At 73.1% G+C, this 13,863-nt stretch carries 12 protein-coding genes and 1 pseudogene; 8 read left to right on the top strand and 5 right to left on the bottom strand.

All coding sequences use genetic code 11. From position 1 onward, the window contains the following. Positions 1-38 precede the first annotated feature (38 nt). Complete coding sequence (gene cobT / locus QA802_RS12465) at positions 39-1,223, bottom strand: nicotinate-nucleotide--dimethylbenzimidazole phosphoribosyltransferase (RefSeq protein WP_334521268.1); 1,185 nt, start codon at positions 1,221-1,223, stop codon at positions 39-41. 134 nt (positions 1,224-1,357) lie between these two features. Between cobT and QA802_RS12460 the strand changes: the two genes are divergently transcribed. Then, positions 1,358-2,335: a class I SAM-dependent methyltransferase gene (locus QA802_RS12460; protein ID WP_443042095.1), complete on the top strand. Its 978-nt coding sequence runs from the start codon at positions 1,358-1,360 to the stop codon at positions 2,333-2,335. 304 nt (positions 2,336-2,639) lie between these two features. Here the strand turns inward: QA802_RS12460 and QA802_RS12455 are convergent, their stop codons facing one another. Then, positions 2,640-3,848, bottom strand: a complete 1,209-nt coding sequence (locus QA802_RS12455) for a bifunctional adenosylcobinamide kinase/adenosylcobinamide-phosphate guanylyltransferase (RefSeq protein ID WP_334521265.1) — start codon at positions 3,846-3,848, stop codon at positions 2,640-2,642. A 173-nt stretch (positions 3,849-4,021) separates the two neighbouring features. Between QA802_RS12455 and QA802_RS12450 the strand changes: the two genes are divergently transcribed. Further along, positions 4,022-4,234 (top strand): hypothetical protein, encoded by a 213-nt coding sequence (locus tag QA802_RS12450; protein WP_319167731.1) that lies wholly within the window; start codon positions 4,022-4,024, stop codon positions 4,232-4,234. Between the two features lie 114 nt (positions 4,235-4,348). On the opposite strand, the gene QA802_RS12445 is transcribed toward QA802_RS12450, so the two are convergent. Both QA802_RS12445 and QA802_RS12440 read right to left on the bottom strand, forming a co-directional pair. Next, positions 4,349-5,050, bottom strand: coding sequence for a class I SAM-dependent methyltransferase (locus QA802_RS12445; protein ID WP_334521262.1), 702 nt, complete (start codon positions 5,048-5,050; stop codon positions 4,349-4,351). A gap of 83 nt (positions 5,051-5,133) precedes the next feature. Next, complete coding sequence (locus QA802_RS12440; protein WP_334521259.1) at positions 5,134-5,727, bottom strand: DUF3043 domain-containing protein; 594 nt, start codon at positions 5,725-5,727, stop codon at positions 5,134-5,136. Positions 5,728-6,052: 325 nt separating this feature from the next. Here QA802_RS12440 and QA802_RS12435 point away from each other — a divergent pair, with 325 nt between their 5' ends. The 5 genes and pseudogenes from QA802_RS12435 to QA802_RS12415 all read left to right on the top strand — a co-directional run bounded on the left by QA802_RS12435 (position 6,053) and on the right by QA802_RS12415 (position 11,906). Next, on the top strand, positions 6,053-6,823 hold the full coding sequence (locus tag QA802_RS12435; protein WP_334534567.1) for a PspA/IM30 family protein: 771 nt from the start codon (positions 6,053-6,055) through the stop codon (positions 6,821-6,823). Positions 6,824-6,857: 34 nt separating this feature from the next. Next, the gene (gene pspAA, locus QA802_RS12430; RefSeq protein ID WP_319167725.1) at positions 6,858-7,136 is read left to right on the top strand and encodes a PspA-associated protein PspAA; all 279 of its coding nucleotides are present in this window, start codon (positions 6,858-6,860) and stop codon (positions 7,134-7,136) included. Between the two features lie 153 nt (positions 7,137-7,289). Further along, positions 7,290-8,498, top strand: a pseudogene (locus QA802_RS12425) (sensor histidine kinase); the annotation flags it as partial. 332 nt (positions 8,499-8,830) lie between these two features. Then, a complete protein-coding gene (locus QA802_RS12420; protein ID WP_334521255.1) occupies positions 8,831-9,511 on the top strand; it encodes a response regulator in 681 nt (226 codons plus the stop codon). A gap of 142 nt (positions 9,512-9,653) precedes the next feature. Next, entirely contained in the window at positions 9,654-11,906 is a 2,253-nt protein-coding gene (locus QA802_RS12415) for a serine/threonine-protein kinase (RefSeq protein WP_334521253.1), read from the top strand. 65 nt (positions 11,907-11,971) lie between these two features. Here QA802_RS12415 and nadA read toward each other — a convergent pair whose 3' ends face one another. Then, positions 11,972-13,156 carry a quinolinate synthase NadA gene (gene nadA / locus QA802_RS12410; RefSeq protein ID WP_334521250.1) on the bottom strand — a complete coding sequence of 395 codons (1,185 nt, stop codon included), beginning with the start codon at positions 13,154-13,156 and terminating at the stop codon, positions 11,972-11,974. Between the two features lie 300 nt (positions 13,157-13,456). On the opposite strand from nadA, the gene QA802_RS12405 reads away from it, so the two are divergent. Then, a complete protein-coding gene (locus tag QA802_RS12405) occupies positions 13,457-13,813 on the top strand; it encodes a HesB/IscA family protein (RefSeq protein WP_018848827.1) in 357 nt (118 codons plus the stop codon). Positions 13,814-13,863: the final 50 nt, after the last annotated feature.

Here is a 13,863-nt window from a genome sequence, read left to right as displayed (position 1 = left end):
CTTGTGGAAAACCGCTCTTTTGGTGCCGCCTGTCCCCTTTAGCGGCCTCCGGGCCCGTCCTGCGTCACCACCCGGCTCTCCGCCTCCGCCTCCGTATCCGCCTCCGCACCCATGTCCGCCGCCGTACCCGCCGTGGCCTCCGCCTCTGTTTCCTCCGAGGGGGCCTCGGGCTTCTCCGAGGGCTTCTCCGGAAGCTCCGCGGCGAGGGCCGCGGCGGCCCGCACCAGCGGCAGGGCGAGCAGCGCGCCTGCGCCCTCGCCGACCTTCACGCCCTGGTCGAGCAGCGGCTCCAGGGCCATCCGGTCGAGCGCCTTGGCCTGCCCTGGCTCGCCGCTCGTGTGTCCGGCCAGCCACCAGTCCGGTGCCCGGAACGCGACCCGCTGCCCGACGAGCGCGCAGGCCGCCGCCACGACGCCGTCCAGGACGACCGGCAACTTCCGTACCGCGCACTGGAGCAGAAAGCCCGTCATGGCGGCGAGGTCGGCCCCGCCCACCGTCGCCAGCAGCTGCAACTGGTCGCCGAGCACCGGCCGCGCCCGTCGCAGCGCGTCGCGGACGGCGGCGCACTTGCGCATCCACGCCAGGTCGTCGATCGCCTCTCCGCCGCGCCCGGTGACCACGGACGCGTCGGTGCCGCACAGCGCCGCCACCAGCACGCCCGCGGCCGTCGTCCCGCCGACGCTGACGTCGCCCAGCACGACCAGGTCCGTCCCCGAGTCGGCCTCCTCGTCGGCGACGGCCACGCCCGCCGCGAAGGCCGCCTCGGCCTCCTGGGCCGTCAACGCGTCCTCGATGTCGATGCGGCCGCTGCCGCGCCGAACCCGGTGCCGTACGACGTCCTCCGGGAAGGCGTCCGGATCGCAGTCCAGCGCCATGTCCACCACCCGCACCGGGACGTCGAGGCGGCGGGCGAGCACGGAGACCGGCCGGCCGCCCTCCAGGACCGCCCGCACCAACTCCGCGGCGCTGCCCGCCGGCCGGGCGGAGACGCCCAGCTCGGCCACCCCGTGGTCGCCCGCGAACAGCACCACCCGCGGTCGCCCGATCGGCCGCACCGGCGACGAGCCCTGCGCCGCCGCCAGCCACTCACCCAGGTCGTCCAGACGCCCCAGCGACCCGGGCGGCACGATCTGACGTTCCCGGCGGGCCTCCGCGTCGCGGCGCACACCGCCGTCGGGACGCTCGATCAGATCGGTGAAGTCGTCGAGATTAAGCGAGCTCATTCGCCGAACAGTACCGGCACCGGTCGAACGGTTCCGCTCCCCGTCGCCACCACGCCCGCCCGACGTCTGCCACCACGCCTGCCCGACGTCATTGCACCCGCGGTCGCTATCCCATACGTTCCGTTTTGCCGCACATGTCCCTCACCTGCCTCGTCCGCCTCGCCCACGTCGTCCGCCTCGCCCTCCCGGAGCCGCTCATGCCCCCCAGGCCCCCCAGGCCCGTCCACGAGCCGCGCCGCGACGACTGCCCCTGGTGCGGCTCGGAGAGCCTGCGCACCCGGCTGCGCGCAACGGACCTGCGCCACCGCAGACCGGGCACGTTCGTGGTCGACGAGTGCCGGGACTGCCGGCACGCCTTCCAGAACCCGTGTCTGACCGCCGAGGGGCTGGAGCTCTACGCCGCGCGGGAGGACCACCGGCGGACCACCCGTGGACGCCTGCGGGCGACGGCCCGGACCATGCTGCCCTTCACTCCCGAGCCGGAGAGCTGGCTGGACGTCGGGACGGGAGACGCGGCCTTCCCGGAGGCAGCGAAGGAACTGTTCGCCTACACGGCGTTCGACGGCGTGGACCCGGCCCCCGCAGTCCGGTGGGCGCACGCGGCCGGGCGGCTCGACGAGGCCCACATGGGACGGCTGACGAACCCCGAGACGCTGTCCCGGCTGCGCGGCCGCTACGACGTCGTCAGCATGCTCCACCACCTGGAACACACCCGGGACCCGAGGCAGGAGCTCGCCGCGGCGGTGACGGCCCTGCGCCCCGGCGGCCATCTGCTCCTCGAACTCCCGGACCCGGCCAGCGCCTCCGCGGCCGTCCTCGGCAAGTGGTGGCCCGCCCACGACCAGCCCCGCCACCTCCACCTGATCCCGCAGGCCAACCTGCGGGCCGAACTCGAGGCCCGGGGCTGCGAGATCGTCGTGGCGGACCGCAGAAGCCCCCACGCGCCGGGCGACCTGGCGGCTGCGGCCTCGCTCTGCCTGCGTCGGACTCGGCTGCGCGGGGCGGCCGGCCCGCTGACCGCCCTGGCCGCCGTCCTCGACCACCTCCTGGCCCCGGCCCTGCGCCGCACCCGCTTCTCGAACGCCTACCGGATCGTCGCCCGCAGAACCTGACCACGCCCCGTCCGCGCCCGGCCCCGGCCCGCGCTGCCTGCGCCGGGTCAGGCCCGGCCTGACCCGGCGTGCCCGACCCGGCCTGGCCCGCCCTGCCCGCGCGGGTCTCCGGCTTGGTCCCGGCCTGCCCGCGATCTCACCCGGCCTGCCCGCGCCGGTCCCCCTGACCCGACCTGCCTGCGCCGGTCGCCGGCTTGGTCCCGGCCTGCCCGCGCGGGTCGCCGGCTTGGTCCCGGCCTGCCTGCGCCGGTCCCCGGCCTGCCCGTGGCCTGGACCCGCATGGAGTCGGTGCCGGGGTGGTGGGTCAGGTGCGGAGTACCTGTGCCTGGCCCGCCACCACCAGCACGACCTGCTCGCACTCCGCCGCGACCGCCGCGTTCAGCCGCCCCAGCTCGTCGCGGTAACGCCGTCCCGACGCCGTCGCCGGCACGATGCCCGAGCCGACCTCGTTGGACACCAGGACGACGGTCCGCCGGGCCGAGCGCACCGCGTCCGCCAGCTCCCGCACCCGCGCCCGCAACGCCTTCTCGCCGCCGTCCGCCCACACCGCGTCGTCCCACGCCCCGACCGCGTCCATCACATCCGTCAGCCACAGCGACAGACAGTCGACCAGCAGCGGCGCCCCGTCCTGCGCCAGCAGCGGGACGAGGTCGCAGGTCTCCGTCGTCCGCCAGGAACCCGGCCGCCGCTCCCGGTGCGCGGACACCCGCGACGCCCACTCGGTGTCGCCGCCCCGGGTCCCGCCGGTGGCCACGTACAGCACGTCCGGGAAGGACTCCAGCCGCCGTTCGGCCTCCACCGACTTGCCCGACCGGGCGCCGCCCAGCACCAGCGTCCGGCGCGGCACGTCGGGCACGTCCTCGTACACCCCCACGGTGAGCGTCGCCCCGTCCGGCACCGCCCGCGCACCCGCCGCCGCCAGCCGGCGGTCGAGCTCCGCGCCCGGCGGCACGTCGTGGTCGAGGTGGACGGCGACCACGTCGGTCGTGGCCCGCACCGCCCCGACCGCCCGCAGCTTCGCCAGCGCGTCCGGCCGCCCCACCACGTCCAGCAGGACCATGTCGTAGCGCCCGGCGGGCTCCGACCCCTCCTCCAGGCCGGCCGGCGCGCCCCGGGGCGGCAGATACAGCAGCCGCTGCCCGTCGGGCCCGGTCACCGCGTACCCGGTGCCCGGCGCGTCCATCGCCACCGCCCGCACCCGATGCCCCGTCAACGACGCCGACTCCCGGCCGTCCGGCACCCGGCCGGGCTGCGGCAGGCCCACCGGCACCTCCACCGGCGGACCGTCGTGCGGATGCGTCAGCAGCACCTGGCCCACCCCGGCCAGCGAGTGCCCCGCCCGCGCGGCCGCGAACGCCGCGCCCGGCGTGAGGTCGAGCAACAGGGCGCCGTCCACGAGCAACGCGGTCGCGGCACGCGCGTGTGCGCCGAGCGAGGTCGCGCACACGGCGCAGGAGCAGTCGGGGCGGGGCAGTCCCGCGGGGGCGCCGGTACCGAGCAGAGTGACTTCCACGGAGCTGATTTTCGCGCGTCCGACCTTCTCCCGCGCATCCGGCCCGGGACCGTCCGGGGCGTACGAGATCCCGCGTCTGCGGCATGATCCGCCGGACAGGCCCTAGGCTCGGGGCAGAAGCCGGACCGCGATCCGGCTTCCGCTCTGCACGTGGTCACAGCTGGGAGGCGTACATGGCGGCATGGACGTGGCGGTTCGAGAAGGCCGACGGGACGGAGGTCCAACCCGCGGTGCAGCCCGACGAGTTCACCACGCAGGGGGACGCCGAGTCCTGGATCGGGGAAGTCTGGAAGGACCTTCTCGCAGGCGGCGCCGACCAGGTGCGGCTCTTCGAGGAGTCCACCGAGATCTACGGGCCGATGAGCCTGCGCGCGAACGAGGCGTAGCCGTACGGCGGGGCGGCCGGACCACGGTCGTCCCGCCCCCGTTCACCCCCGTCGTACGGCCGGAGGCCGTTCACCCGAACGAGCGGAACACGTCCGCTCGGCCGTGCACCCCGCTCAGCCGCGCACCCCGCACAGATGCAGCAGCGCCGCGACCTGCCGGTAGGGGTCGGTCCGCCCGGCCCGCTCCTCGGTGGAGAGCAGCCTCTCGAGGTCGCCGGGGATCTCCGCGTCGTCGGCGGCCGTGTCCGTGAAGACCCGTACGCCGTACCAGGCCTGCAGCGGCGCCCCGATCCCCGCGAGCGTGTCCGTCAGCGTCGCCAGCCGGTCCGCCCGCACGTCCAGGCCCAGCCGGTTCCGGTAGGAGACGGTGTCGAAGGCGCCCAGCGCGCCCGCCCAGTCGCCGGCCAGCCCCGCCCGCATGGCGAGCGCGTCCGCGTTGCGCACCAGCAGCGACAGCAGCCCGCCGGGCGCCAGCATCCGCGCCAGTCCCGCCAGCAGGGCGTCCGGCGCCTCCACGTACATCAGCACGCCGTGGCACAGCACCACGTCGAAGCTGCCGGGCAGGAAGTGCACGCCGGTGTCCCGGCCGTCGCCCTCGATGATCCGCATCCGCTCCCGGATGCCCTCGGGCTCGCCCTTGAGGGCCTCGCGGGCCACGGCGACCATGGTCGCGTCCTGTTCCAGCCCCGTCACCTGGTGACCGAGCCGGGCCAGTCGCAGCGCCTGCGTGCCCTGACCCATCCCGACGTCGAGGACCCGCAGCCGCTGTCCCACGGCATAACGCCCCGCCATCTGCTCGTCGAGCTGCCGGGCCACCAGCTCCTGACGTACGACGTCACGCAGCCCACCCAGCTTGTTCAGCCAGGCCTCGGCCGCTCCCCCGGAAAAGGCCGCAGTGCTCAGAGCGCCGCTCCACGCTTGACCTGCGGCTTGGGCAGCCGCAGCCGGCGCATCTGCAGCGAGCGCATCAGCGCGTAGGCGACCGCGCCCCGCAGGTTCTGGTCGGGGAAGCGCTCGGCCAGCCGCTTGCGCAGCCGGAAACTCGTGGTGAGCGAGTCCAGCACGATCAGGACGATCACGATCAGCCACAGCAGCAGCGCGATGGTCTGCAACGAGCCCACCCGCACCATGCTCAGCACGAGGATGACCACGGCCATCGGCAGGAAGAACTCCGCCACGTTGAACCGCGCGTCGATGAAGTCGCGCGCGAACTTGCGGACGGGGCCCTTGTCGCGGACCGGCAGATAACGCTCGTCGCCGCCGGCCAGCGCCTGGCGCTGCCGCTCCATCTGGGCGCGGCGCTCGTCACGCTGCCGCTTGGCGGCGTCCTTGCGCGACGTCGAGGTGTTGGCGACGCTGCGGCGCTGGGTCTGGGCCGCACTGCGCTTGGGCGTGGGCCTGCCCTTCTTCGCCTGAGGGTCACGGGGCTGCTTGGAGTCGGTCACCACCGCGTCAGCGGGGGCCTTCTCTTCCTTGGCACGGCTACGGAACACAAAACCCAAGGGTAAGCGCTCCCGGGCATGGACCCCAGCCCGGAGGGGAACGATCCGGCAACACCAGTCGTCTGTAGAAGGGACAGACCGGGCGAGAACGAGGAAGAGGGGCGAAGGGCGGCGCGTCGCGCACCCTGAAGGTCACCTACTCCTCACGCCGGAGCCCGGGCCCCGTCAGTCGTCCTTGGGGAGGAGCACATCCGCCCCCGAACAGTGCGTCAATGGAGGCAGGGCCCGTACTGTGGGTTCTGTCGCAGTCTGAGAGCCGGAGTCCGTCAGAAGGGGGCGCGCGAAGCCCATGAGCGGTGTCATGAAGCGTATGGGGATGATCTTCCGCGCGAAGGCGAACAAGGCCCTTGACCGGGCCGAGGACCCGCGCGAAACCCTCGACTACTCGTACCAGAAGCAACTGGAACTCCTGCAGAAGGTCCGTCGCGGCGTCGCCGACGTCGCCACCTCCCGCAAGCGCCTGGAACTCCAGCTCAACCAGCTCCAGTCGCAGTCCTCCAAGCTGGAGGACCAGGGCCGCAAGGCGCTCGCGCTCGGCCGCGAGGACCTCGCCCGCGAGGCGCTCTCCCGCCGCGCCGCCCTCCAGCAGCAGGTCACCGACCTCGAGGCGCAGCACTCCACGCTCCAGGGCGAGGAGGAGAAACTCACTCTCGCGGCCCAGCGCCTCCAGGCCAAGGTGGACGCCTTCCGTACGAAGAAGGAGACCATCAAGGCCACCTACACCGCCGCCCAGGCCCAGACCCGCATCGGCGAGGCCTTCTCCGGCATCTCCGAGGAGATGGGCGACGTCGGCCTGGCCATCCAGCGCGCCGAGGACAAGACCGCCCAGCTCCAGGCCCGGGCCGGCGCCCTCGACGAGCTCCTCGCCTCCGGCGCCCTGGACGACCCGACGGGCATCGCGAGGGACGACATCCAGACCGAGCTGGACCGCCTCTCCGGTGGTACGGATGTTGAGCTGGAACTGCAGCGCATGAAGGCCGAGCTCGCCGGAGGACCGTCCGCCGGCCAGCAGGCCATCGAAGGCGGCACCGGCCAGTCGCAGTCCCAGCAGCAGCCGCAGGACACCCCGCGCTTCGACAAGCAGTAACCCGGCGCCGGGGCCCGGAGCCGAGGAGGGCGACGTGATCGTACGGATCATGGGGGAGGGCCAGTGGAAACTGGCCGACTCCCACTTCGTCGAACTGAACAAGCTGGACGACGACCTCCTCGAGGAGATGGAGAGCGGCGACGAGGACGGCTTCCACCGCACCCTGGTCGCCCTCCTGGACGCCGTACGCCGCCTCGGCGAACCCCTGCCGGACGAGGCACTGGAACCCTCCGAGCTCATCCTCCCGTCGCCGGAAGCGAGCCTGGAGGAGGTCCGGGAGATGCTGAGCGACGACGGTCTGATCCCGGGGTGAGAGCGGCGACCTCTCACTACCGGTCACGGTGTCTCAGCCCGTCTGGGGGTCCCCCCTCTGGGGGAGATCGAGACGAGGCCCCTTCCGGGGCCGACAGCGGGTTCTGGGGGCGGCAGCCCCGGCCAGGGCGAGGAAAGCGACGGCGACCAGACAGTGACCCTCCTTTCCCGGGCCGACTGCCGGCTCAAGGCCCACCCCCTGGCCCTCGACGCCTCCCTCGCCGCGGGCGTCCTCCTGTGCATGCTCGCCGGCTCCTTCGTCGACCCGCACGGCGAGCGCGGCGTCAGCTGGAGCATCCGCACCCCGGACCTGCTCAGCCTCCTGCTGATGGCCCTCGGCGCCGCGGCGCTCGTCCTGCGCCGCCGTGCCCCCATGGCGGTCCTCGTCCTCACCGGCGCGGCGTCCGTGGCCGAGTCCGTCACCGGCGACCCCCGCGCCCCCGTGGCGATGTCCGCCGTCGTCGCCCTCTTCACCGTCGCCGCCGCCACCGACCGCCCCACCACCCTGCGGGCCGGCCTGCTCACCATGACGGTCCTCACCGGCGCGGCCATGCTCGCCGGACCGCTGCCCTGGTACGCCCAGGACAACCTCGGGATCCTTGCCTGGACCGGCATCGGCGCCACCGCGGGCGACGCGGTCCGCAGCCGCAAGGCGGTCGTCCAGGCCATCCGGGACCGTGCCGAGCGGGCGGAGCTCACCCGGGAGGAGGAGGCCCGGCGCAGGGTCGCCGAGGAGCGGCTGCGCATCGCCCGCGACCTGCATGACGTCGTCGCCCACCACATCGCCCTGGTCAACGTCCAGGCCGGGGTCGCCGCACATGTCATGGACAAGCGGCCCGACCAGGCCAAGGAGGCCCTCGCGCACGTCCGCGAGGCCAGCCGCTCCGCGCTCAACGAACTGCGGGCCACGGTGGGTCTGCTGCGCCAGTCCGGTGACCCGGAGGCCCCCACCGAGCCCGCGCCCGGCCTGGACCGCCTCGACGATCTCGCCGGCACGTTCCGCAACGCCGGCCTCCCGGTCGAGGTGGCTCGCACCGACCACGGGACGAAGCTCCCGGCCGCCGTCGGCCTGGCCGCCTACCGGGTCATCCAGGAAGCCCTCACCAACGTCCAGAAGCACGCGGGGCCGGCGGCCAGGGCCGAGGTCAGCGTCGTACGCGTGGGACCGAACATCGAGGTCACGGTCCTCGACGACGGGCAGCCCCCGGACGACGCCTCCCCGGCGGCGGGCAGCGGCCATGGTCTGCTGGGCATGCGCGAACGTGTCACGGCTCTGCGCGGCACCCTCACCACCGGTCCCCGCTTCGGCGGCGGCTACCGCGTCCACGTGATCCTGCCGGTCAAGCCCCGTACCGGCGCCGCCGCCCCGGAGCCCCCCGCGACCGGAAGCCGTACCGAGGAGCCGGGCGCCGGGCAGCCCCCCGCCGGCCGGCTCCCCACCCCACGGCGCAGCCGAACCCGGCCCCGTACGGAGCCGTCCCGCACGCAGCTACCCCGCGCGGAGCAGCCCCCCGGGGAGCAGCCCCCCGGGGAGCAGCCCCCCGGGGAGCAGCCCCGTACCGAGCCGTCCCGCGCGGAGCAGCCCCCCGGGGAGCCGTCCCGTACCGAGCCGTCCCGTACCGAGCCGTCCCGCGCGGAGCGGCTCCGGGGCGGGCAGTCCCGTACTGCCGAGCCACGCACCGCAGAGGATCCCGTATGACCATCCGCGTCCTGCTCGCCGACGACCAGGCGCTGTTGCGCAGTGCCTTCCGCGTGCTCGTCGACTCCGAGCCCGACATGGAGGTGATCGGTGAGGCGTCCGACGGCGCTGAGGCGTTCCGGCTGGCCAAGGAGGGGCCCGTCGACGTCGTCCTGATGGACATCCGGATGCCCGGCACGGACGGCCTCGCCGCGACCCGTCTGATCAGCGCCGACCCTGATCTCGGCCATGTCCGGGTGGTCATCCTGACGACCTTCGAGGTGGACGACTACGTCGTGCAGTCGCTGCGGGCCGGGGCCTCCGGCTTTCTCGGCAAGGGCAGCGAGCCCGAGGAGCTGCTGAGCGCGATCCGGATCGCCGCGGGCGGCGAGGCGCTGCTCTCGCCGACCGCCACCAAGGGCCTGATCGCCCGCTTCCTCGCCCAGGGCGGCGCGGACGACGACCACGACCCCACCCGTTCCGCCCGGCTCGGCGCGCTCACCGTGCGTGAGCGCGAGGTCCTCGTGCTGGTCGCCGGCGGCCATTCCAACGACGAGATCGCCGAACGGCTGGAGGTCAGCCCGCTCACGGTCAAGACGCACGTGAACCGGGCCATGGCGAAACTGGGCGCGCGTGACCGGGCGCAGCTCGTGGTGATCGCCTACGAGTCGGGCCTGGTGCGCCCGAGGGCGGAGTGAGGGCGGAGCGAGGGTGAGGGGGGGAGCGGGGGCGGCTCCTTCGGCCGGTGCCGGGTGAAGCCCTTTCCCTCGGTCTTCGGCTCCCGGGCGCCTTCCCTATGCTGGCAACCTCAACGACGTGCCTGTGAGGGGGACAGAAGCGGTGCCGCTGAACAAGGACGACCCGAAGGCGCTCGGCGGATACCGGATCGCCGACCGTCTCGGAGCCGGAGGCATGGGCGTCGTCTACCGCGGCCGGTCCCGATCGGGGCGTGAGGTCGCCGTCAAGGTGGTCCACGCGCAGTACGCCGAGGACCCGGTCTTCCGCGCCCGCTTCCGGCAGGAGATCGAAGCGGCCCGCAAGGTGAGCGGCGCGTTCACCGCCCCGGTCGTGGACGCCGACCCGGAGGCCGTCCGGCCCTGGATGGCCACGCAGTACGTGTCGGGCCCCACGCTCGCCGCCCGCATCCGCGACCACGGCCCGCTGCGCGGCGCGGAACTGCGCCGGCTCGCCCTCGGCCTGGTGGAGGCGCTGCGGGAGATCCACCGGGCCGGGGTCGTCCACCGCGACCTCAAGCCCGGCAACGTCCTGATGGCCCACGACGGGCCCCGCGTCATCGACTTCGGGATCTCCCGGGCGGCGGAGAACCAGACGCTCACCGAGACCGGCAAGATGATCGGCACCCCGCCGTTCATGTCGCCCGAGCAGTTCACGGACGCCCGCTCGGTCGGCCCCGCCTCGGACGTGTTCTCCCTCGGCGCGCTGCTGGTGTTCGCCACGACCGGGCGCGGCCCCTTCGACGCGGACAGCCCGTATCTGACCGCGTGGCGGGTGCTGCAGGAGGAGCCGAAGGTGGAGGCGGTGGCCGAGCCGCTGCGCGGGGTCCTCACCCGCTGTCTGGCCAAGGACGCCGAGAACCGGCCCGGACTCGAGGAGCTGACCGAGGAATTCGCCCGCGTGCTGCCCGGCGCCGCCGCGGGCGACATGGAAACGGTGTCCCTGCGTGTGCCGCCGCCGCCCGCGACGATCGGTCCGGCGGGCGAGGAGTCCGGGCCGCCCGACGCCCCGGCCCGCTACGGCCGCCGTTCCCGGCTGCGCCGGTGGCCGGTCCTGGCCGGCACGGCGGGCCTGGTGACCCTGGCGCTCACCGCCTACCTGGTGCTCGACCTCGACCCCTTCAAAAGGGCCGAGGAGTCGGACAGCACCGGTAGCGTGTCCGTCGACCAGGACCCCCTGCCCAACGGCTGGAAGCCCTGGCGGACCTCGGTGTACGGCACCGCCGCGACCGGGGTGACGAAGCCGCTGGGCGGCGGAGCCCCCGACGGCCCCACCCTGTCCTGTGAGATGGGCGAGAGCGCCCTGTACTGCGGCGGCGACGGCACCCTCCCGATCCGGGTCGACGGGGCGACCGGCCGGATCGCCTGGCGGGCCGAGTCCCTGCCGCCGGGCCTGCCGCAGAAGCGCTACAACAGCAGGGTCCTCGGGACGCACGGCGGCGTGGTGCTGGTGTTGGCGTTCGTGATGAACAAGGCGGGCGACGACCAGAGCGCCACCGTCGTCGCCCTCGACTCCACCACCGGCAAACTGCTCTGGTCGAGCCCGCTGAGCCGGACGAGTGCCGTCGAAGCCGCGGTCGTCGGTGATCTCCTGCTGACCGCGGACGGCCGGCGCGTGACCGCCCGTGAACCGCGCGGCGGCGCCGAGCGCTGGACGGCCACCGTGCCTGCCGGGCCCACTTACTCCTGCAAGTTCCAGAACGCCGACGGCGCCCTCTACGCCGACTGCACCGACGCGGGCACCCCGTCGCGCAACGTGTTCTACGCCGTGGATCCCGCCGACGGCTCCACCCGCAAGGTGAGCGTGCCGGACGGCGACCTCGAATACGTCGGCGTCGCCGACGGCGACCTGGTCTTCGTGGCGCAGGTCCCGCGGGACCGTCGCAGCTTCGGCGAGTCGACGTACGGCGAGGTCCTGCTGATCGACCCGGACACCGGTGCCGTACGGAAGCGGAAGCTGCCCGGCAGTCCGCGCGGCCAGGCGGCGCTGGTGGGCGGGGTGCTCTGCTTCGCCAACTCCCGAGGGCAGCTGGTCGCCCACTCGCCCGAGACGGGCGTGCGGCTGTGGCAGACCGAGACGACCCTTCAGCAGCCCGGTACGCCGGTCGCCGACCGAAGGGGACAGACGGTCTTCGCGGCCAGCGCCTCCGGGCGGGTCGCCGCCGCCGACATCGGGACAGGCGAGCTGCTGTGGGAGTCCGCTGCGTGGGCGGAGCAGGTCGTCGACTCCGGCTTCGCCGCCGAGGCGCGCGTGTTCTTCGACGAGGGCGCCACGATCGTGCTCAGCCCCGACGGGACCGTCTTCACGCTGGATCCCGATCGCCCCGACCTGGAACCTCAGTCGGGGCGATCGGATTGATCCGGTGATCGGAGCGATCGGAGCGATCGGAGTGATCCGGTGATCGGGGTCGGCCGCCGGTCCGGTTACGGCAGGGCCAGCATCCGCTCCAGCGCCAGCTTGGCGAACTCCTCGGTCTCCCGGTCGACCTCGATGCGGTTGACCAGCTTGCCGTCGGCCAGCGACTCGAGGGTCCACACCAGGTGGGGGAGGTCGATGCGGTTCATGGTCGAGCAGAAGCAGACCGTCTTGTCCAGGAAGACGATCTCCTTGCCCTCGGGCGCGAAACGGTTCGCCAGGCGGCGGACCAGGTTCAGCTCGGTGCCGATGGCCCACTTGGACCCGGCCGGGGCGGCCTCCAGCGCCTTGATGATGTACTCCGTCGAGCCGACGTAGTCCGCCGCGGCCACGACCTCGTGCCGGCACTCGGGGTGCACGAGCACGTTGACGCCGGGTATGCGGGCGCGGACGTCGTCGACCGACTCCAGGCTGAAGCGGCCGTGCACCGAGCAGTGGCCGCGCCACAAAATCATCTTCGCGTCGCGCAGCTGCTCGGCGGTCAGCCCGCCGTTCGGCCTGTGCGGGTTGTAGACGACGCAGTCCTCGAGGGACATGCCCATGTCCCGCACGGCGGTGTTGCGGCCGAGGTGCTGGTCGGGCAGGAAGAGGACCTTCTCGCCCTGCCGGAAGGCCCACTCCAGGGCACGCTCGGCGTTGGACGAGGTGCAGATGGTGCCGCCGTGCCGTCCCGTGAACGCCTTGATGTCCGCGGAGGAGTTCATGTACGAGACCGGCACGACCTGCTCGGCCACGCCGGCCTCGGTCAGCACGTCCCAGCACTCGGCGACCTGTTCGGCGGTGGCCATGTCGGCCATCGAGCAGCCGGCGGCGAGGTCGGGCAGGACGACCTTCTGGTCGTCGGAGGTCAGGATGTCGGCGGACTCGGCCATGAAGTGCACACCGCAGAAGACGATGTACTCGGCCTCCGGGCGGGCGGCCGCGTCCCTGGCCAGCTTGAAGGAGTCGCCCGTGACGTCGGCGAACTGGATGACCTCGTCGCGCTGGTAGTGGTGGCCGAGCACGAAGACCTTGTCACCGAGCTTCGCCTTGGCGGCGCGGGCGCGCTCGACCAGGTCCGGGTCGGAGGGCGAGGGCAGGTCGCCGGGGCACTCGACGCCCCGCTCGCTCTTCGGGTCGGCCTCACGGCCGAGCAGCAACAGGGCGAGCGGAGTCGGCTGTACGTCGAGCTCCGTGGGCTGGGCGGTGGTCACGTCACGCACCCTTTCTACTTTTCGTCGAATTGACGTTATCTATGATAACCCGCCTCACGCCACTTTCACGATGGTCATTGCGTCGATGTGACGTGAATCCCGAAACGCGTTCCGTCAACGCGTCGCGGGTCACTGTCCGGGCACCGCCCGGTCGCTGTCCGCTCCACCGCGGGTGTGCGAGCATGAAGGGCAAGAAGAGGAAAGAAACGGAAACACGAGTCCTCGGCCCGGAATGAATCCGCGGTCCCGACAGTTGGAAACGTCGGCAAGCAGTCTCCGTACAACCCGGGAGAGATGTAGATGTCCGTATCGGACGAGAAGACCACTGTCAGCGACGGCATCCTCCTGTCCGACGCCGCCGCGGCGAAGGTCAAGGCCCTGCTCGACCAGGAAGGCCGCGACGACCTCGCGCTGCGCGTCGCCGTTCAGCCCGGCGGCTGCTCCGGCCTGCGCTACCAGCTCTTCTTCGACGAGCGTTCGCTCGACGGCGACGTGGTCAAGGACTTCGACGGCGTCAAGGTCGTCACCGACCGCATGAGCGCCCCGTACCTGGGCGGCGCCTCCATCGACTTCGTCGACACCATCGAGAAGCAGGGCTTCACGATCGACAACCCGAACGCGACGGGTTCCTGCGCCTGCGGCGACTCCTTCAGCTAGGCCGTCCTCAGTCAGGTCGTCCAGGTCGTCGCCGGTTCCACCATGAACCG

Origin of the sequence: Streptomyces sp. B21-105 (genome assembly GCF_036898465.1) — a bacterium.
Taxonomy (GTDB): Bacteria; Actinomycetota; Actinomycetes; order Streptomycetales; family Streptomycetaceae; genus Streptomyces.
The sequence above is the reverse complement of the archived record's forward strand: the minus strand, read 5'-3'. Positions and strand labels throughout refer to the sequence as shown.

Excerpts from the sequence above, each read along its gene's own strand:
- cobT (WP_334521268.1), bottom strand. The coding sequence starts at position 1,223 with ATGAGCTCGCTTAATCTCGACGACTTCACCGATCTGATCGAGCGTCCC.
- QA802_RS12420 (WP_334521255.1), top strand. The coding sequence starts at position 8,831 with ATGACCATCCGCGTCCTGCTCGCCGACGACCAGGCGCTGTTGCGCAGT.
- QA802_RS12405 (WP_018848827.1), top strand. The coding sequence starts at position 13,457 with ATGTCCGTATCGGACGAGAAGACCACTGTCAGCGACGGCATCCTCCTG.
- QA802_RS12435 (WP_334534567.1), top strand. The coding sequence starts at position 6,053 with ATGATCTTCCGCGCGAAGGCGAACAAGGCCCTTGACCGGGCCGAGGAC.
- QA802_RS12460 (WP_443042095.1), top strand. The coding sequence starts at position 1,358 with ATGTCCCTCACCTGCCTCGTCCGCCTCGCCCACGTCGTCCGCCTCGCC.
- QA802_RS12450 (WP_319167731.1), top strand. The coding sequence starts at position 4,022 with ATGGCGGCATGGACGTGGCGGTTCGAGAAGGCCGACGGGACGGAGGTC.